The 16,759-nt window shown below is 58.4% G+C and carries 19 protein-coding genes; 7 read left to right on the forward strand and 12 right to left on the reverse strand.

What is annotated here, in order from left to right; all coding sequences use genetic code 11:
* Nucleotides 1–68: 68 nt before the first annotated feature.
* A complete protein-coding gene (locus tag JNM28_05245; GenBank protein ID MBL8067833.1) occupies nt 69–377 on the forward strand; it encodes a hypothetical protein in 309 nt (102 codons plus the stop codon).
* Here JNM28_05245 and murQ read toward each other — a convergent pair.
* Both murQ and JNM28_05255 read right to left on the reverse strand, forming a co-directional pair.
* On the reverse strand, nt 374–1,192 hold the full coding sequence (gene murQ, locus JNM28_05250; protein ID MBL8067834.1) for an N-acetylmuramic acid 6-phosphate etherase: 819 nt from the start codon (nt 1,190–1,192) through the stop codon (nt 374–376). The genes JNM28_05245 and murQ overlap by 4 nt on opposite strands.
* Nucleotides 1,189–2,118: a hypothetical protein gene (locus tag JNM28_05255; protein ID MBL8067835.1), complete on the reverse strand. Its 930-nt coding sequence runs from the start codon at nt 2,116–2,118 to the stop codon at nt 1,189–1,191. The genes murQ and JNM28_05255 overlap by 4 nt, the downstream gene beginning before the upstream one ends.
* A gap of 54 nt (nt 2,119–2,172) precedes the next feature.
* Here JNM28_05255 and JNM28_05260 point away from each other — a divergent pair, with 54 nt between their 5' ends.
* The 3 genes from JNM28_05260 (at nt 2,173) to JNM28_05270 (ending at nt 4,942) form a co-directional block, all read left to right on the forward strand.
* Entirely contained in the window at nt 2,173–3,198 is a 1,026-nt protein-coding gene (locus JNM28_05260) for a glycosyltransferase family 9 protein (protein ID MBL8067836.1), read from the forward strand.
* Nucleotides 3,199–3,266: 68 nt separating this feature from the next.
* Nucleotides 3,267–3,671: a DUF2089 domain-containing protein gene (locus tag JNM28_05265; protein ID MBL8067837.1), complete on the forward strand. Its 405-nt coding sequence runs from the start codon at nt 3,267–3,269 to the stop codon at nt 3,669–3,671.
* Nucleotides 3,668–4,942 (forward strand): DUF4097 family beta strand repeat protein, encoded by a 1,275-nt coding sequence (locus tag JNM28_05270; protein ID MBL8067838.1) that lies wholly within the window; start codon nt 3,668–3,670, stop codon nt 4,940–4,942. The genes JNM28_05265 and JNM28_05270 overlap by 4 nt, the downstream gene beginning before the upstream one ends.
* A gap of 112 nt (nt 4,943–5,054) precedes the next feature.
* Here the strand turns inward: JNM28_05270 and JNM28_05275 are convergent, their stop codons facing one another.
* From JNM28_05275 to JNM28_05290, 4 genes are read right to left on the reverse strand one after another with little or no spacing between them, the layout of a single operon-like run.
* Nucleotides 5,055–6,227 (reverse strand): DUF4349 domain-containing protein, encoded by a 1,173-nt coding sequence (locus tag JNM28_05275; protein MBL8067839.1) that lies wholly within the window; start codon nt 6,225–6,227, stop codon nt 5,055–5,057.
* Entirely contained in the window at nt 6,224–6,739 is a 516-nt protein-coding gene (locus tag JNM28_05280; GenBank protein MBL8067840.1) for an RNA polymerase sigma factor, read from the reverse strand. Before JNM28_05280 ends, JNM28_05275 begins: the two co-directional genes overlap by 4 nt.
* Before the next feature lie 43 nt (nt 6,740–6,782).
* On the reverse strand, nt 6,783–7,760 hold the full coding sequence (locus tag JNM28_05285; protein MBL8067841.1) for a hypothetical protein: 978 nt from the start codon (nt 7,758–7,760) through the stop codon (nt 6,783–6,785).
* A gap of 19 nt (nt 7,761–7,779) precedes the next feature.
* Complete coding sequence (locus JNM28_05290; protein ID MBL8067842.1) at nt 7,780–8,103, reverse strand: hypothetical protein; 324 nt, start codon at nt 8,101–8,103, stop codon at nt 7,780–7,782.
* A gap of 78 nt (nt 8,104–8,181) precedes the next feature.
* Between JNM28_05290 and JNM28_05295 the strand changes: the two genes are divergently transcribed.
* Complete coding sequence (locus tag JNM28_05295; protein ID MBL8067843.1) at nt 8,182–9,192, forward strand: aldo/keto reductase; 1,011 nt, start codon at nt 8,182–8,184, stop codon at nt 9,190–9,192.
* Nucleotides 9,185–9,763: a bifunctional (p)ppGpp synthetase/guanosine-3',5'-bis(diphosphate) 3'-pyrophosphohydrolase gene (locus JNM28_05300; protein MBL8067844.1), complete on the forward strand. Its 579-nt coding sequence runs from the start codon at nt 9,185–9,187 to the stop codon at nt 9,761–9,763. The genes JNM28_05295 and JNM28_05300 overlap by 8 nt, the downstream gene beginning before the upstream one ends.
* A gap of 330 nt (nt 9,764–10,093) precedes the next feature.
* Here the strand turns inward: JNM28_05300 and rpsT are convergent, their stop codons facing one another.
* The 5 genes from rpsT to rpmE all read right to left on the reverse strand — a co-directional run bounded on the left by rpsT (nt 10,094) and on the right by rpmE (nt 14,776).
* Nucleotides 10,094–10,360 carry a 30S ribosomal protein S20 gene (rpsT, locus tag JNM28_05305; protein ID MBL8067845.1) on the reverse strand — a complete coding sequence of 89 codons (267 nt, stop codon included), beginning with the start codon at nt 10,358–10,360 and terminating at the stop codon, nt 10,094–10,096.
* Nucleotides 10,361–10,439: 79 nt separating this feature from the next.
* A complete protein-coding gene (locus tag JNM28_05310; GenBank protein MBL8067846.1) occupies nt 10,440–12,269 on the reverse strand; it encodes a hypothetical protein in 1,830 nt (609 codons plus the stop codon).
* A 142-nt stretch (nt 12,270–12,411) separates the two neighbouring features.
* Nucleotides 12,412–12,969, reverse strand: a complete 558-nt coding sequence (locus tag JNM28_05315; GenBank protein ID MBL8067847.1) for a hypothetical protein — start codon at nt 12,967–12,969, stop codon at nt 12,412–12,414.
* Nucleotides 12,970–13,049: 80 nt separating this feature from the next.
* Nucleotides 13,050–14,351 carry a PLP-dependent transferase gene (locus JNM28_05320; protein MBL8067848.1) on the reverse strand — a complete coding sequence of 434 codons (1,302 nt, stop codon included), beginning with the start codon at nt 14,349–14,351 and terminating at the stop codon, nt 13,050–13,052.
* Between the two features lie 179 nt (nt 14,352–14,530).
* Nucleotides 14,531–14,776, reverse strand: a complete 246-nt coding sequence (gene rpmE / locus JNM28_05325) for a 50S ribosomal protein L31 (protein ID MBL8067849.1) — start codon at nt 14,774–14,776, stop codon at nt 14,531–14,533.
* A 168-nt stretch (nt 14,777–14,944) separates the two neighbouring features.
* On the opposite strand from rpmE, the gene JNM28_05330 reads away from it, so the two are divergent.
* Nucleotides 14,945–16,027 carry a response regulator gene (locus JNM28_05330; protein MBL8067850.1) on the forward strand — a complete coding sequence of 361 codons (1,083 nt, stop codon included), beginning with the start codon at nt 14,945–14,947 and terminating at the stop codon, nt 16,025–16,027.
* Nucleotides 16,028–16,061: 34 nt separating this feature from the next.
* Here JNM28_05330 and JNM28_05335 read toward each other — a convergent pair whose 3' ends face one another.
* Nucleotides 16,062–16,745 (reverse strand): choice-of-anchor J domain-containing protein, encoded by a 684-nt coding sequence (locus JNM28_05335; protein MBL8067851.1) that lies wholly within the window; start codon nt 16,743–16,745, stop codon nt 16,062–16,064.
* Nucleotides 16,746–16,759: the final 14 nt, after the last annotated feature.

Genomic DNA, 16,759 nt, shown 5'->3' on the forward strand with positions numbered 1-16,759 from the left:
GTGGTTTTTGGGTCCGCAAATCTGCTGAGGAACAAAACATCCCCCGCCAAAAATCTAAGAAAGACGCAATGCCAAAAACGCGACTCACCCACACGACGATGGCCCACCTGCGGGATTGGAATTCCATCAAAAAGCTCAAGGCCTGCCCCTTGTGCGGGTGTTTGAATGTTTCTGAAAACGACGAGTGCTTTGCGTGCCGGTGGTCTGGCCAGTTTGAAACCGATGGCCGACTGGTCAGGTTGCGTTTGGCGGAGCTGGCGCTCAGGCAGCCGGAGCTCCGCGAACTTTGGCGGCCCGCCAATCGGGCCAATCTGTTCCAACGAATCATGACCGCCCTCCGGCAGGCGGTGCGTCGTCCCGTCGATTACCGGATCTAGAATGAAGCGTTCTGTTTGAGCGCTTGGATGGCGGCCCGGACTTGCCACCCGTTTTGTTCAAGCAGATCGCGAGCTTCTTCTTGGGTGCAGGGCGTGAGGTCGCACAAAATCCGGATGCATCGATCCTTGAGCTTGGCGTTGGTGGCTTTGACATCGACCATCAAATTCTCAATAACTTTTCCGCTGAGAACCATGGCGCCCGTCGAGATCCGGTTGAGGACGAGTTTTTGGGCAGTGCCGGCTTTGAGGCGGGTGGAACCGGTGAGAACCTCGGGGCCGGTCTCGATGAGAATGGCATGCTCCACTTGGTCGAATAGCGGGGCTTTGGGGTTATTGGCAATGCCGCAAGTCCACACTCCCTTTTGCCGGGCGTGGCGGCAAGCCGCCAACACGTAAGGGGTCCGGCCAGAGGCGGCGATGCCGATCACGATGTCGTTCCGGGTGAGGTTGAGCGCATTCAAGCTGCTGATGGCGGTGTGTTCTTCGTCTTCAGCATTTTCGATGGCCTTTCCACCGGCATCCCCGCCACCGGCCATCAGAGCGACAAACCGGTCTGGCTCAATGCCAAAAGTGGGCGGCATTTCGGCAGCATCCATTGTCGCGACCCTCCCGGAGGTGCCGGCGCCGACATAGATGATCCGGCCCCCGCTCTGGAACGCGGCGGCGGCCTTTTCGATTGCGACGGCAATCGGTTTTTCCGCTTGCTGAAGAGCCCGCATAACCGCCTGCTCCTCTTCGTTCATCAAACGCACGATTTGTTCGGCGCCGAGCTTGTCGAGTCCGATGGACCGGGGGTTCCGCGATTCGGTGTTCATGCTCTGTTGTCTTTTTCGGCGAGTTTCTTCGCCAGGGCCACCGCACCTTCGACAGGTTCGGCCGACAGTCTTTCAACGGCAACTGGCCGTTGGAGGTTCCGGGGGGCAAGGGTATCCATTTGCGCTTTGAATCCGCGAACCATGGCCTCGTCGTCGATTTCCCAAAGCCCTCCGGAGAGTCTGAGTTGGATGGGGTTGCCTTCGTCATCGGCGGGGATGTGCTTTTGGATGTGTTGCCATGTGGCTTGGGCAAGGGAACTCAACGCTTGATCCACCGAATCCCTGGCGTATTGCAGGCCGCGTGCGGCATCCAGGGCCACGGCGGGGGCCAGCCGGGCGACCCGGGCTGCCGGCGAAACGGAGCGGTAGACGGCGGCCAAAACCTGGTTTGGCTCATCGGTACCAAACACCTCGCTTACACTTTGCCAAAAGATCGGGCTGGCTTCGGCCGGGTCGGCGGCGAGGACGGTTTTCCCAAGCGCCCGGCGGCCGATGTCGAATGCCGAACCGAAGTCGCCGAGTAGGGGGCCTCCCCCTCCGGATTTGATGCAACCGCCATCAGTTTTGGAGGCAATCAAGGAACCGGTTCCGGCGATCACAACGATATCGGTGCCAGGTTCGGCTTCCAGGCTCCCCCAGTAGTCAGCATAGGCCTGGATCTTTGCCCCCGGCAAGATGCTTTCCAAAAGGACGAGGGCCCGTTGCCGGTCGGCATCCGTCAGCAGCCCGGCAAAGCAAGCGACGGCGTAGTGGGGTGCGGGGCCCTCGCCGACGGCTTCGCGGATGTGGCGTTCGATTTCGACTTGGGGTGTGGATGCCAAGTTGCCGGGGCCAGATCGGCCTCGGTGAAGGGCGGCATTGCCCGCGTCTACGAGCAAGGCCCTGGTTGTCGAGCCGCCGCAGTCGATTCCCAAAAAGGTGGGCATTGGACTCGCGGAATTTACCTGAGTGCCGGTTCGGCCCGTGATAGACTGGGGCATATGCACCGCTACTTGGGCGAAGGGTTGCCCAACCGACCGCGCATCGCGCTCATCGCCAACGATGCGCTAGGGAACTTTGCGGTGTCGAGCCCGGTTGCCCAGGTGTTGCGGGAAATGTTGAATCCGGCAGTTTTGGATGGCTTCACGGGGAACCGCGTTTTGGAAATCGCCTCGGAATGCCCCTGGTTTGATGAGGCGATCCCTGTTTATGGCGACGGGCCACGCGAAGTCGCCCACCGGGTTTTGGCACGGGAACCTTATGACCTTGTTGTCAATATGGAAAACGCCGCGTGGGCCAAGAGCCTGGTGCCCATTTTGGCTGGCGATGCCGGATTTGCGGTTGGCCCGGCCGCGAACTCAGACGGGCGTGGCGATCTGCCCTTTGGAAACTCTCCGGAGGGACGGTTGTGGTCTGACAAAAAGTGGACGCGAGAAAACCTGCGCATCGACTATCCCTTTCTCAGCACCGGACATATTGCCGAGATCGTTTGCCGGTGCTGCTATTGGGACGGCCCGATCCCGCCATATCGGCTGCCCCAACATGACCCCGCCCGCGACGTTCCGGATGTGATCATCTCGGCTTCGGCAAGCTTGCCGGAAAAGCTGTGGCCGTTGGAGAACTGGCTGGATCTCGTGCACCGAGTGGCCGAATCGGGGCGGACGGTTGGCTTGGTTGGGGCCAAACCCAAGCAGGGGAGCCAATTTTGGCAAGGAGGCGACGATGAAAGCCGGCTTGTTGCCGAGGCCCCAGTCGAAGACTTGCGCGGAGAATTCACCCTGCCGCAGGTTGTGGGGGCGCTGGCTCACACCCAGCTGGTGGTGACGCTGGACAACGGAATCCTGCATTTCGCCTGTTCCACCGAAACCCCGGTTGTCGGGCTGTTCCGCCACGGCATCCACCGCCTTTGGGCCCCGCCCGTCCGCAACCTAAGGGTGATCGAACCGGGTTTGGATGGGTCGGTGAGCGACATCACCGTGACAAAAGTCTGGGATTCGATCAATAATTTTCAGATACAATTGGCCTGAAGTTCAGGAATTCTCAAGTTGGCACGCATCTTTCTGAGAATGTTCGAAGTAGAAGGAGCATGGTGCGAATGAAAGGAAAAGACACGTTGCACCCGATTCCCAAGGCTTGCCCGGTCACCGGCGAAAAGATGTACGTCTCGGAGCTGACTTCGGAAGAGTCGGGAGTGGTGATTCGGGGCCGGTTCGCAATGCCGGAATCAGCAGAACTGAGCGACGAACAGAAGGAGTTCCTGACGGTTTTCCTGCGGGCCCGAGGGGTGATCAGCACAATCGAAAAAGAGCTGGGAATCAGCTACCCTACGGTGCGGAACCGCATCGACGCCTTGTTGCACGACATGGGCCTTGAACCCTACAAGGGGGATCGCCGCACGGACCGGGCCGAAGAGAAGGCGAAGATTTTGAAACAGCTGGAAGAGGGCGAGATCAGCGCCGCCGAAGCAAAAGAACAACTCAAAAAGGTAGGGGCAAAGTGAAGGACGAAATCCGCAGGATCATGCAATTGGTGAAGGACGGGAAGCTCTCGCCCGAGGACGCCGCCGAGCTCATCGAGGCATTCCAAGAGGCTCCTGAAGAGGGGCCCGCCGAAGATTTGGGGCAAAAAGAAGCCCCCGGGGCAACACCCGGGCCAGAAGGCGCGGCTGCGGAAGCCCCGCCGAAGGCCGAAAGCCACCAGGATCCGTTTTCCAAACTAATCGGATCAATTGAAAAGGCGACGAAAGAAGTGGCTGGCTCGATCGATTGGAAGGAAATCTCCAACCAGGTCAGGCTTGGGGTCGGCAAAGGTGTGGATGCCATCAAAGAGGCAGCCAATGACGCTAGCAAGGGCAAGGGGCCGTTTGGTTCCATGTTCACCCCCCAAGTGACTCGGACGGTTGAGTTGCCCCTGCAAGTTCCCGAAGGCAAAACGTTTATCGTTGAGGCGTACCACGGCGACATCCGGATCGAAGGCGGCCACGAAATTGGATCGGTCCACATCGAAGCCGGTTTCCGCAGCTACAACAATCAAGAGGCGAACGAGATGGCCGACCGTTTCACGCCCAGCTTGGAAGAAAGCGATGATTCCGTGACGCTTAAGCAGCTCGACCAAAACGGCGTCGTGGCCGATATCGTGGTCAAGTTGGCCAAGGGGATCCCGGTCACCGTGCGCACTGCCAGCGGGGACACCTTTGTCACCGATACGTTTGCCAGCGTCAAGGTCACGGCAGCCAGTGGCGACGTTAGGATCGAGCAGGCAGCGGGCACCGTTGAGGTGGTTTTGAGCTCGGGCGAAGTGAGGCTGCGGCACAGTGTGGTCAAATCGTCGCAGGTGGAAATCAAGAGCGGGGACATCGTCTACGACCATGTGCAGGGCCCGGCCAATATCCGGACAGCCAGCGGTGACGTCACGCTTTACGGTTTCCGCGGCCGGACGCTCTCTGTGGAGGCGGCAAGCGGCGATGTGACGGCTGATTTCCTTGAGCCGGTGACCGGATCTGTGAACATCCGCACCGTCAGCGGGGATGTGACATTCCATGTTCCCGATGGTTCCGACGCCCGCGTGAACCTGAGCACATTGCGTGGGCACGTGGATTGCAAACTCCCACTGGCAGATTCGAACATTGAACCGATGAAATGCTCGGGAACGCTGGGAGAAGGCACGGGAGTCCTGGATGTCAGCGCGGTCAACGGCGACTTGTTCGTCGCCCTTGCCGGCGCAGAATTGAAGCCAGAGGAACCTGCTCCGGCCGGCGACCCAACCGAATAATTCTGGCCGCTTCCTTAGGCCACCTGCTTAGGTGAACGAGGATAGGGTTGGATATTCAGGTATGCGGCCCTCCCCACTATGGGGAGGGCCGCATACCTTGGGGATTTCAGTTTCACCGCCGGTTCTTGCGACGGCTCCACCACCAGATTGCGAGGGCGAACGGTCCCCAGAAGGGGGCCAAGACCACGATGTTGATGGCAGCCGAAACCACAACCCGGCCAAAGTCGCCAAATCGGTTCATGGCCCTGATCCACGTGTTGGACAGCCAATCGGTGCGCGGGGCCGGGCTGACGGTTTCGCGTTGCTCCAACGTGACGCCGATAGTGCTCAGGTTGCTCAACGATTTGAGGGTTTTGAGCTGGGCTTCTGTCGCTTCGATCTCTTGGCGGATATCGCTGATGTACTGTTTGACTTGCAAGATGTCGTCGATCTTCCGGGCGGACTTGAGGACTTCTTGGTATTGGGCTTCTTCCAAGCGCATTTGCTTGAGCCGGGCTTGGGTGTCGGCGACTTGACCCGTCACATCTTGTCCGGTGACCGACTCGTTTGTGACGTCCCCGAGATCGCGGAGGCTCTTCATGGCCTGGTCAAAGAACCGGCTGTCCACGCGAACTGTGAAGCTGGCATATTTGCTCGCGCCACTCCCGCTGACGGATTTGGATTCCAGATAACCGCCATACTGTTTGGCGATGGCTTCCACCCGGTCTGCTGCCGGGTTGAGTTCTTTCACCCGGACATTCAAGTTGCCGGTTTTGATGACTTGCCGGTTCGGTACCGAAATCTCCGGCGCGGCCGGCTTGGATTCTTGCGTTCGGGTAGGCACATTGCCGACGGCACCCGCCATCTCACCGCCTTTAGCCAGGTCCTTGTCGGCAGATGCGTCGGCCGCGGGGTTCGCCTGGTTGAACGACTCTTCCGGCATCGGGGCGGCAGACTTCGACATGACAGGGCTGGACGCCGTTGCCCCGGTATCCTGGGCCATTCCGGAGAGGCCCTGGGGCAGCATGGCCATGCCCAAGGCGACAACGCAAGTGGCCCCGGCCAGGACGGCATAGGGCGTCCGATACCACGGCACGCGCTTGGCCTTGCCACCAAGGGCGGCGAGCGTCTTTTCCAGACCTTTGATTTCGATGGGCTTGGCACTCGCTTCCAAATAGTGCCCGATTCCCCTAAGCTCGTCAAGCTCGGTCAACAGGGCGGCATTGTCCGAAAGCTCGGCATCGAGTTTGGCGCGGTCGTCGTCGGAGATCTCGTTGTCGATGTAGAATTTGAGGTGGTCGTTCATGCGCTGGCCCCCGGGTGGACGCAGGACTTGCGAAGGTTTTGGAAGGCGTGGTGGAGTCGGGATTTGACCGTTCCTTGGGGTACTCCGAGGAGTTGGGAGATTTCTGGGTAGCTCAGGCCATCGAGTTCATGCAAGACAACAACCTCCCGGTGTTCGGCGCTAAGTTTGGATAGGGCGGCATTGACGAATTCTCGGTCGATGACGCGGCTTTCGAATGTGGCACTCGGTTCGAACCAGTTGTCGAGGGAGAGCCATTCGGTCTTTTTCGTCCGCGAGAAGGTTCGGCAATGGTTGTTGGCGATTCCCAACAACCAGGTCGAAAAACTCGAACGTTCTTCAAATCGTTTGATTGACTGTTGCATGGTGAGGAAAACCTCTTGGGTGAGGTCGGCGGCCGCCTGCGGCCCGACGCGTCGGGCACAGAACCGGAAGACTTGCGCATAGTGTTCGCACACCAATTTCCGCAAGGCTTCGGGGTCGCCGGTTTTGGCTTGATCTGCAAGTGAGCTCATTGGGCCGATCCGCAAAGTGAGTGTCCCGGAGGGAGGCGGCGGTTCAGATGATTTCTGGGTTTTGGGCCAGGTGGCTCCGCAACCGGTAGGACTGCATGGCCGTGAGGATCAGGCGGAGGGAGAAGTAGAGCAAAACCAAATGGAGGATGGTACAGATCGCCACGAACGGCGTTGCCGATGACCGGTAATCCACGCCGACATTCATCAAGACGACAATGGCCAAGTTGACCGCGCAAAGAGCGGCCCCGGCAAAAACGGGTTCCTTGGCCTGACGGGTGCCAGGCCAAAAGCCGGGGTGGAGGTCGGTCGGCGGGAGGAGCGATTCCCACGACCCTTCGGGCCGGGTGCCCAGCCAATTGACAAGTGAATTGTAGAAGTGGGATGCTTGCCGGCGCGTTCCAAAGTCTTCTTGCGAATCGAGGATGGCGTACCGGATGTGCAGATCGGTGTCTTTATATGGGATTGGCAGGACTTCGGGCATTTTGTTGAGCCGCAGGTTTGGGCGGTCCTTTTTGGCCCAAAGCGACGTGGCGGGGATGTCATCCCGGTTCAAGCGGAATGTTGTCTGCCTCCCTTTGTAGAACAGCGTTCCTTCTTGGAACCAGGCGTACCCCTCGTCAATGCCGGTGACGACGGATCGTTGGGTCACAGTGATGCGCACCGGAACTGCCGAATCGTCGGGCAGTTTGTGTTTGAGCCGCTTGAGCCCGGGCCCCAAATGCAAGTGGTTGAGCATGCGGTAATAGATGTAGAACAGGGCCGAATCCAGGACGGCCGAAACGAAGTAGGCTTTGAGGTGCAAGATCCAGACGGCGTCTTCGCTCAGGTCGGACCGCCGGAGAAACGCGAGGATATAGACCGTTGCCACGGCCAAAAGCGACCACAGGATGACGCGGATCCCGACCGTTTCATTCTTGGTGTTGAACAGGTGGTCTTCCACCCGTGCACTCAACCGCCAGTGCGATATTGGGCGGGCCGGGATATCCGACTCGTCCAATCCCAAGCCTTCGGTCAGCCTCACAGAATTAGTCTATCACGCCTTACCCGAACATGTGCCCCAGCCGGACGATTTGCCCGCCCCATAAAAGGGCATAGAATCCAAAGGCGACCCATGTCCCGGCTTCGGCACTAGCCGGGCTTTTTGTGCGGACGTATTCGAGCAACGCCAGCGGGCCAGCCAAAAAGGCCACTTTTGCCAACGCGAATGTGGCGACTCCGTGGTGCAGCAAGTGGGCAAAAAGCGGATTCCCTTCCATTCCGCCGAGCCGGATGAGGGCAAGCGTGCTCAACAAATCGGCTAGGCCGATGGTGGCGACCAGCACTGTGCTGAGTTTGACCGGGTTGCGCAGGAATCCTTTGCCCATGCCCATTGAAAGATCTGCCGGTGCCGGACTGTTCCCGAAAGGGCATAAAGGTCTGGGCCTTGGGGGTAAACACGGGGGATGGAATATCGAACCCTGGGCCGGACCGGGCTCAAAGTCAGCAACCCTTGCCTTGGCACGATGACATTTGGCTGGGCCCCCGACGATTGGGGTTCGACGGAGCGCGATTCCTTTGCGGTAGCCGATGAAGCTTTGGAGTTGGGGATCAATTTTTTTGACACGGCCGATGTCTACGCCCGCGGGGTAAGTGAAGAGGTTTTGGGCCGATGGATAAAATCAAAGGGAGTGCGGCAGCAGCTCGTCATTGCATCCAAATGTCACGGGAAAATGGACGATGCCGATCCCAATATGTGGGGGAACAGCCGCAAGCACGTGGTTGAGGCGTGCGAAGCCAGCTTGAAGAGGTTGGGCACAGATTGGATCGACCTGTACCAAATTCACCGCCCCCAGCCCGAAATCCCGATTGACGAGACGTTGCGGGGGCTGGATGATTTGGTCCGGGCCGGCAAGATCCGTTATGCGGGCTGCTCGACCTTCGCCGCTTGGCAGATTGCCGAAGCCCACTACGTCGCCAAGATGTTGGGCACCGCGGGATTTGTTTGCGAGCAACCTCCCTATAACCTCATGGATCGGCGGATCGAAAGGGAATTGCTCCCGTTCTGCCGCACATACGATTACGGGGTGATCCCGTGGTCACCTCTGGCAGGCGGGCAACTCAGCGGAAAGTATCTGGACGACAAGGCAACAGATGGCCGGTACAGCAAAAGCGACCCGATGGGCCGCATCAACGCCGGATCAAGGAAGTTGGTCGAACGGTTGGCCGCAGTGGCAAAGAAACATGGTCTGACACTGACTGAAATGAGCCTTGCCTGGGTTGCTAATCAACCGGGAGTGACAGTCCCCATCATCGGCGCAAAAAACCCGGCCCAACTGCGCCAGAGCGTCGAGGCTTGCGCCAAGACCCTTTCCGGCAAATGCTTGGAGGCCATCGACAAGGTGGCCGCCCCGGGGAGCTTCACCACCAACTACTATTCGGCGAACTTTGGACCAAATGCGCGGCCGAATGTCTGAATTCGCCCAGTTGACGAAGGCATTGGACTTTTGTGTGGACGCGCACCGGGGCCAATACCGGGATGGCGAGGCCGCCGTGCCTTATGCTTGCCATCCAGTTGAGGTGATGCTGACCATGCGGCACCGGGCCGGAGTGACGGACGAAGAGGTGCTTTGCGCGGCCCTCCTCCACGACACGGTTGAAGACACTCAGGCCACATTGGAAGACCTTCAGCGCGAGTTTGGCCCGGTCGTTGCGGGATTGGTCGCCGAGGTCACCCGGATCGAACCGGAGCGGGAGCCGGGAATGGGGAAGGAAGAGTTCTGGACTTTGCGGACTGGGCTCCTCCTGGAGGAAATCGGGCGGATGTCTCGGATGGCCCGGCTGATAAAGCTCTGCGACCGCCTCAGCAACATCGTGGAAAGTGAGCGGACGCGCACGGGGCCGAAACGAGACCGTTACCGGCGGCAAACCGTGTGGATCCTCCAGACGATCCCTCGCGAGACCCATGTTGGGCTGTGGGATGCGGTTGCATCTGCCGTTGGGTTCGACGGGGCCGAGATTGCCGCCTATCCAAAGTTTCCGGGCTAGAAAAATCAAAAAGCCGCCAATCGGCTGGAGAGGACAAGGCCGACTGGCGGAACGGCTGCAAAAAATGCAGGATGTTTGTGCGGGCCAGATGGGTTTCGAACCCGCTTGCCTCGAACGTTGCGGAGGCTTTGTGGCTTCCGAGGGAGGGCTAACCCTCGTCCCACATATTATTAAACTCTATTAAGGGCAAAAAAGTTCTCGCCTTCGCCGTCCAGGGTCGGCGACATTTTGCGGTGTTGGGCACAAGGCCTGGATTGGCGTTGGCCAAACGCAAAAAAAGTGGCCCTTGCGATGCAAGGGCCACTTTTGCCCACCTGCCAAGAATCTGGCTTACTTTGCAACCGCGTTCGCGGCTTTTGCGGCACGGCTTTTGCGCCGGGACGCCTGGTTTTTGTGGATGATCCCGCGTTGGGCCGCTTTGTCGATGTTCTTAACGGCCAGAGCGAGAGCTTCGCTGACCGCTTTTTGATCCCCACCGTCGACGGCGAGGCGGACTTTTTTGACGTATGTCTTCAGCGAGGTCTTAACGCTTTTGTTAACGGCGGCTTTTTTGCTGGACCGCTTGACGTCTTTCTTGGATGATTTCAGGTTGGCCATGGAATGGTTCGCTGGGTGAGCCTAGAGATGATGGCAGAGGGTTGGCTGAAAGTCAACCCTCGTGGGGCGATGGTCGGGGTCACGGTTTGATGAACTTCTTCTTCGACTTGTCGAACCCCTGTTCCACCTTTTTGTGGTCGTAATGCCACACAGGCGATCCCGACCGTTGGTAGAAACAGACATAGCTGCTGAGCAGGGAGGCCAGCATGCGCCGGCTTGTTCTGCGGACAACGTTGAGCTCCCAAAGAACGGTGAGGAAGTCTGCGCCTTTGGGCCAGTGCGCCATCACTTCGGTGAGCAGTTCAAACGTGGATTTGTCAGCCGAGCCGCTGGCGATTTCGCGGAGTTCTTCAATCCTTTGGTTGGAGATGTAGACGACGGGGTCGGTTTGCTCCAGCCAGTTGAATTCCAAGACGTTGGGCTCGTCGGTTTTGGTGAGCTGGAAGACCGCGCCGGATTCCACGGGTTGGTCCAACCACCATTCGAACAGGTTGAACATCAGCCTGGCTTCGTGGTTCAGCCAAACCTGGAGTTCGCGATCTTGGGAATCCCTGAAGATGACTTCTTGGATTTTTGGTTCAATGCCGAACCACCCAGTTGGGAACTGGCTGAGCGGGAATGTGCCGAGTTCACGGTGGATCGGCTTGAGGACAAGCCGCAGCGATTCCGGCATGGTTTTGGGCGAAGGCAGAATTTCTTCATCCAAGACGTCGGTGGCTAGCGGGTGAACCATCAGCTTCCGAAGCGAGCTGCTGAGCCCTTCATCGGTGAGTTCGATGTCCACGGGATCGCCGTCTTCTTGCTTGTGGGCGGTTTGCAGGAATTGGAACGGCTCGGGGACTTCGTTGATGAAATCGGGGGCAAGCCCTGGTTTTTGGAACCGGTCGCCGCCGACCCAACTGACACGGGAGTCCGCCTTGAGGGCGTTCATCATGTTTTCCAGGTCGTCCGGGAAGGTCTTGATGTTTTGGGTGACTTCGAACTTTTCGGCCAGGAGGCTTGTCGCGGTGAGGGAGCCATCGGCTTTGACGATATCTTTGATGACGCCTTCGATGTCATCTTTTTTGAGTTCCAGCGGGGCTGCGTCTTCGATCTCGATGACGGCGTCGAGTTTGCCGGCGATTTTTCCCGCCGTGGCGAGCCAGCCTTTCGCTTCAGATTCCGGATAGAGGTAACCATCGACGGAGAAGATGAACCCTGGGATGCTCAACAGTTCCGAGTTAAAGGCCTTCCAATCATAAAGCAGGTGTTTGAATGAATCTTGCGGGTTGAGTTGCAGCCATGCCGCCGCCCCAAGTGCTTTGACACTGACGGGTGAAGCCTTTTCCACCGCCTTGACAATGGCGTCCTCATCGCGCCAATCGAACTTGCCAAGCGCTTTCTGAACGTCTTCAACCTCTTCTGCGGTCACGCCGTTGATGGCAAACGCCCGCTCGATGGATTCGTCTTTGGCGGCAAAAACCAGGCTGGCGGCAACCACGTGGTCATCCATGGTGAGAACCAACCGAGGATCGGACCCGGCGTGTCGGCGGACGACTTCTTCAGCCCGGTCTTCGTCTTCGATACCGATGGTGCGGGAGAGTTCGATGCCAATGAGGGAAACGGGCATGGGTGCCCCGAACCTTGTGGCCATTTCAACGATCTTCTCGGCAACCGGTCGTCCCTCAGATTCGATCCTCGAGGCCGGGATCCAGCGCCGTTCGGCATAGGCGAACCGGCCGGGGTTGGAGGCAAGGAGGGCGCGGATGGCGGCAATCCCGATTCCTTGGCCGCTCAGTTCGTCAGCGATTTCGCTCGGCTTGACAACTTCATAAAGTTCTGTCAGCTTTTGCAAGACAAGGCGATCGGCATAGTCGCGTGCGATTGATTCTTGGGCGTTCGTCGTTTTGGCCAAAATTACGGACTCCACCGACCGAAGTGTCGGATTGCGGCTCAATAGTTTGGCATGTCGGGGCGCTTTGGTGTGGGACTCGGCCGATTTGAAATCGCCGGGCCCCAACATCCCTTTTGAGGAGTGGGGCCCAACTGCTTTACCCTCGGTGAAAAATCGCTTATGTTTCTTGCGGGAGGGGCGAGATGATGGCTTCTGGTTCGTTGGCGGGGCCGGAATATTGGGGTCGGGCCGCAGGCGACCGGAACTCAAAGATTTCAGACCGGTTCCCTCGTCGCGTCAGGTGGCGGAAGTCGTCCCCCGTGTAACGATAGATGACCTTGGCCCAGAACTTCGCCGCTTCTTCGTGCTTGCCGTAGATTTCCAAATGCCAAAGGCCGGGCGATTGGTCAAAGACCATGCGGGCGACCTCTTCGCCGATCCCAAACCCCCGGTAGGTTTCCAGAAGGAAAAGGTCGGTGAGGCTGCGAGCCACGATTTCGCCGCCCTGAAAAGTTGGCTTGACGATGGCAAATCCGGCGATCTTCCCTTTGATCCTCACCAGGTAGGCATCGACTTCCGGGGTCAGTAACAATTTGGTGAAAGGGCTGGTGTCGAACTTGCCGTCTTCACCGATTTCTACGGGGTCAAACCGAGATGCTTCGTGCAGGTAGAGCTGCAACAGGTTTTCTAAAACCTGCAGATCCTCCCCTGTCACCAAGCTAAGTGTCAATGGCATGCGACTGGCCTCGATAAAACCCCGTTTGGGTTAGACCTGGGGCCGGCAAGATTTGTTCCAACAAAAGGGAGAATTTCCCATCAACCATTGCCGTAGGCCGATTCGAGCGCTTCTTCAAGGTCGCGCAAGATGTCGCGGACGTCTTCGAGTCCGATCGAGAGCCTGATCCCTCCGGGGGCGATCCCGGCTTTGGCCTGGTCTTCTGGCGGCACGACGGCGTGGGTCATGGAAGCGGGATGCTCGACAAGAGTCCGGATTTGCCCCAGCGAAACCGCCAAAGTGATGCTCAAAGAATTCTGAGCGATATGGTTGATGACGCGGACAGCTCGGCTGTAACTTTCTTCCGGGCTACCGGCGACTTCAAAATAGATCATGGCGCCGGGGGCAAAATCGCCATCGATGTCCCTCATCTGCACATGGGCCAGCTGCTTTTGGGGGAAAGAATCCAAGCCGGGATAGGCGACCCGTTGCACCCGTGAGTTGAGGTCTAAGAATTCTGCGACGCGCATGGCGGATTCCTCTTGCCGTTCCATGCGGACAGCGAGGGTTGGAATGCCATAGGTCAGGATGTGCCAAGCGGCATCCGGGCTGAGCGACCCGCCGAAATCCTTGCGGTAAAGCAGGAGGTCCTTTTCTTTTTTCTTGGGACCGATGACAACTCCGCCCATTGTCGCCCCAAACCCGCCGATGTGCTTGGTGAGACTGTGGACGACAAAGTCGATCCCGAATTCCAATGGTCGCTGGGCATAGGGCGAGGCGAATGTGTTGTCGACGACGGTGACGACTTGGTCAGAGTCGCCGCGTCCGGCGTTGATCTCCCGCACAAGTTCGACAACCGCTCGGATGTCGACTAACTCCATAGTCGGGTTCGAAGGGGTTTCAAAGTAGAGGACGCGGGTTTCCGGTCTCACGGCCCGGCGCAAAGCTTCGGCATCGTTGAAGTTGACACTGTCGTTGTGGACCCCGAACCGTTTGAGCCAGTGGGTGATATGCCCATGGGTGCAACCATAGATGGCCGGATGGAAGAGGACATGGTGGCCGGATTCGACATGGATGTCGATAGCAGCGGCGACGGCAGCCATTCCGGTGGCAAAGCTCACGGCACACTCTCCCTTTTCGCTGAAGGCCAGCGTCTCTTCCAGGAGTCCTTGGCAGGGCTCATCGAGCCGGTCATAGATGTAGATCGGGGTGGTGGTGTTCCGGTCAAACTCTGGGTTGGCAAACTGTTGGAACCCCTGGGCTCCGCGTTCGGCAGACCGCAAGCGGAAGGAGACGGCGGTTGTGATCGGGGGCAAGATGTGGTCTTGGAAGTCCCACTTTTCCGAACGGAACTTTCCGTGGATCAACACAGATCGATCGCGGTAACGGCCTTCTTTTGCCATGGGTCGATTATTGGCTAATGTTGCCCCTGTTTGCAAATAGACGGCGTTTAGTTCATGCGAGTGCAAGAGTCGAAATGACTAATGAAATGCGGTTTTGGGGTGGAACATTCTAGGCAAAGCAAAACCCGGGGCGGAATGATCCGTCCCGGGTTTGAAACGTCCCGTTGTTTTTGGCGAAATTACTTGCGCTTGACGTTGGCGTAGCGGCGCATGAATTTTTCGACCCGGCCAGCGGTGTCGACGATTTTCTTTTGTCCTGTGTAAAACGGGTGGCTGAATGCGCTGATTTCGACCTTGATCACGTAGTGGTCGATACCGTCGATCGTGCGGGTTTCATTGCTCTTCATGGTCGAGATGCCTTGCCATTCATGCTCGCCATCGATGAAGAGCACGGGATGGTTGACGGGATGGGTGTCGGTTTTCATGGCTAAAACCTCGGCGCAATGAGGCGGCCCTCTATTATGTCCGGTCTGGGACGGCAGTTCCAAGCCCGATGGGACCGCATTTCAGAATATCGTCTCAAGTCCCTTGCTTGGGCTTATGCTTCGGGCATCGGTGACCGAAACTCTTAGTTGGCAGTTGGGATTGTCGGAATGGAGAAGAGCAAAGTCCTGATCATCGACGATACCTTCGTTGGGTATTCCTCGATTGAGGAGCACTTGGTTTTGGAAGAGGTTGTCTGTACAACCGAGCCGGATCCCCGCCGGGGGCTCGAACACATCATTGCCGACATGCCCGACATCCTCATCATCGATGTGGCCTATGCCGGGATCGATGCTTGGTCGCTGATCGACACCGTCCGCCGGAACAAGCTGATTGAGGACTTGCCCGTCGTCATGGTCACCGGGGTCGCCGATGTCGAGATGCGGGTCAGGGCCTACGAAATGGGGGCCGACCATGTGGTGACCAAACCGTACAGCAATGCGGAGCTCACGGCCATTGTTCGGAGCATGTCCAAGCTCAACCGGTTCCGCAAACTCGCCGAACAACGAAACGAAATCCAAAAGTCGCTGATGGCGGTGCAGCAGGCTTACGACAAGACGATCCAGGGGTGGGTGAAGGCGCTAGACCTGCGGGACCATGAGACGGAAGGCCACTCCGTCCGGGTTGCCCAGATGACCGTCCACTTGGCCCGAGCGTTTGAAACCCCGGCAAGCGACATGCAACACATTTGGCGCGGGGCCTTGCTCCACGATATCGGCAAGCTGGCCATCCCCGACGCGATCTTGCGGAAACGGGGCCCGCTGACCAGCGAGGAGCGACGCATCATGGAAAAGCATCCGCTACACGCCCACGAGATGCTCTACCCGGTCGAATACCTCCGGGACTCCCTGCCGATCCCGGTTTACCACCACGAAAAGTTTGATGGCACGGGTTACCCGTTCAAGATCAAGGGCGAGAGCATCCCCTTGGTGGCCCGGATGTTCTCGGTTGTGGACGTGTGGGATGCGCTGAGCTTCAACCGGCCGTACCGGGAGGCTTACCCGCAAGACAAAGTCCGCGGCATTTTGGCGGAAGGCTCGGGGAGCCATTTCGATCCCGATTGCGTGGGGCTCTATTTGGAATTGCTAGATTATTTCGACCAAAATGTCCCTTCGATTTCAAAGATTTGGAATGGGGCAGAAGGCACGGCGCCGATGCGGCCTCCAGAAGAAGCAGAGAAGCCCGCAGCCTAAGCTGCGGGCTTCTCCAATTGATCCCTTAACGCAATTACTTGCGCTTGCGGCGCAGAGCCGCAGCAGCGCCCAGGCCGAGGATGGCCATGGTTGCCGGTTCGGGCACCGCGTCGGTGTAGGAGGCTTTGTCGATTCCGATGTAGTCGGAGTTGGCGCCGGAGGGGCCGCCATTTTCGACGAAGTAGCGGAAGGCCAAGCGGCCGGTGGTTGCCGAGCCGAGCCCGCTAATGTTGACCGTGAATTGGGTCCAGTTATTGGGATAGCCTGCCGTGGTGTAGGTCGGGTTGATGTCGAGCAACAAGGTGGTGAAGTCACCGAGGTCGGTGGGGAGAACGCCCGTGTTGCTGCTGGCACCGTTGGTGCTCATGCGGACTTGGAGCCGGTCCGGGAACGCCGGGCTGCTGACGGTTCGGGTGTAGAACGAGAAGGTCGCGCCGTTGTCGAGCGTGACGGTCGGCGTGACGAGCCAGTTGCTAATAGTGTTGGCACCGGTCGTGTTGTTGAAGTTGGTGCCAATGTAGCCGGCCGGAGCGCCCGAGAAAGCGTTGAAGACCGTAGTGTTGCCCTGGAACCAGTTGGTGGTGCCGAGGGGGGTGGATTGGTTGGATTGAACCCATCCGCTACCCGGGAGGGTGGTGATGTCTTCAAACTCTTCGGTAAATGATGCAAACGCGCTCGCGCTGACTGCCGCGAGGGCGAGGAGGAGGACTCTTTTCATTTTTTGTTTTCTCT

Source organism: Armatimonadota bacterium (assembly GCA_016789105.1).
In the GTDB taxonomy this organism is placed as follows: domain Bacteria; phylum Armatimonadota; class Fimbriimonadia; order Fimbriimonadales; family Fimbriimonadaceae; genus UphvI-Ar2.

Bases quoted from the DNA above. Each gene is read 5' to 3' on its own strand.
- JNM28_05245 (MBL8067833.1), top strand. From the start codon at position 69: ATGCCAAAAACGCGACTCACCCACACGACGATGGCCCACCTGCGGGAT.
- murQ (MBL8067834.1), bottom strand. From the start codon at position 1,192: ATGAACACCGAATCGCGGAACCCCCGGTCCATCGGACTCGACAAGCTC.
- JNM28_05255 (MBL8067835.1), bottom strand. From the start codon at position 2,118: ATGCCCACCTTTTTGGGAATCGACTGCGGCGGCTCGACAACCAGGGCC.
- JNM28_05260 (MBL8067836.1), top strand. From the start codon at position 2,173: ATGCACCGCTACTTGGGCGAAGGGTTGCCCAACCGACCGCGCATCGCG.
- JNM28_05265 (MBL8067837.1), top strand. From the start codon at position 3,267: ATGAAAGGAAAAGACACGTTGCACCCGATTCCCAAGGCTTGCCCGGTC.
- JNM28_05275 (MBL8067839.1), bottom strand. From the start codon at position 6,227: ATGAACGACCACCTCAAATTCTACATCGACAACGAGATCTCCGACGAC.
- JNM28_05280 (MBL8067840.1), bottom strand. From the start codon at position 6,739: ATGAGCTCACTTGCAGATCAAGCCAAAACCGGCGACCCCGAAGCCTTG.
- JNM28_05290 (MBL8067842.1), bottom strand. From the start codon at position 8,103: ATGGGCAAAGGATTCCTGCGCAACCCGGTCAAACTCAGCACAGTGCTG.
- JNM28_05295 (MBL8067843.1), top strand. From the start codon at position 8,182: ATGGAATATCGAACCCTGGGCCGGACCGGGCTCAAAGTCAGCAACCCT.
- JNM28_05300 (MBL8067844.1), top strand. From the start codon at position 9,185: ATGTCTGAATTCGCCCAGTTGACGAAGGCATTGGACTTTTGTGTGGAC.
- rpsT (MBL8067845.1), bottom strand. From the start codon at position 10,360: ATGGCCAACCTGAAATCATCCAAGAAAGACGTCAAGCGGTCCAGCAAA.
- JNM28_05315 (MBL8067847.1), bottom strand. From the start codon at position 12,969: ATGCCATTGACACTTAGCTTGGTGACAGGGGAGGATCTGCAGGTTTTA.
- JNM28_05320 (MBL8067848.1), bottom strand. From the start codon at position 14,351: ATGGCAAAAGAAGGCCGTTACCGCGATCGATCTGTGTTGATCCACGGA.
- rpmE (MBL8067849.1), bottom strand. From the start codon at position 14,776: ATGAAAACCGACACCCATCCCGTCAACCATCCCGTGCTCTTCATCGAT.
- JNM28_05330 (MBL8067850.1), top strand. From the start codon at position 14,945: ATGGAGAAGAGCAAAGTCCTGATCATCGACGATACCTTCGTTGGGTAT.
- JNM28_05335 (MBL8067851.1), bottom strand. From the start codon at position 16,745: ATGAAAAGAGTCCTCCTCCTCGCCCTCGCGGCAGTCAGCGCGAGCGCG.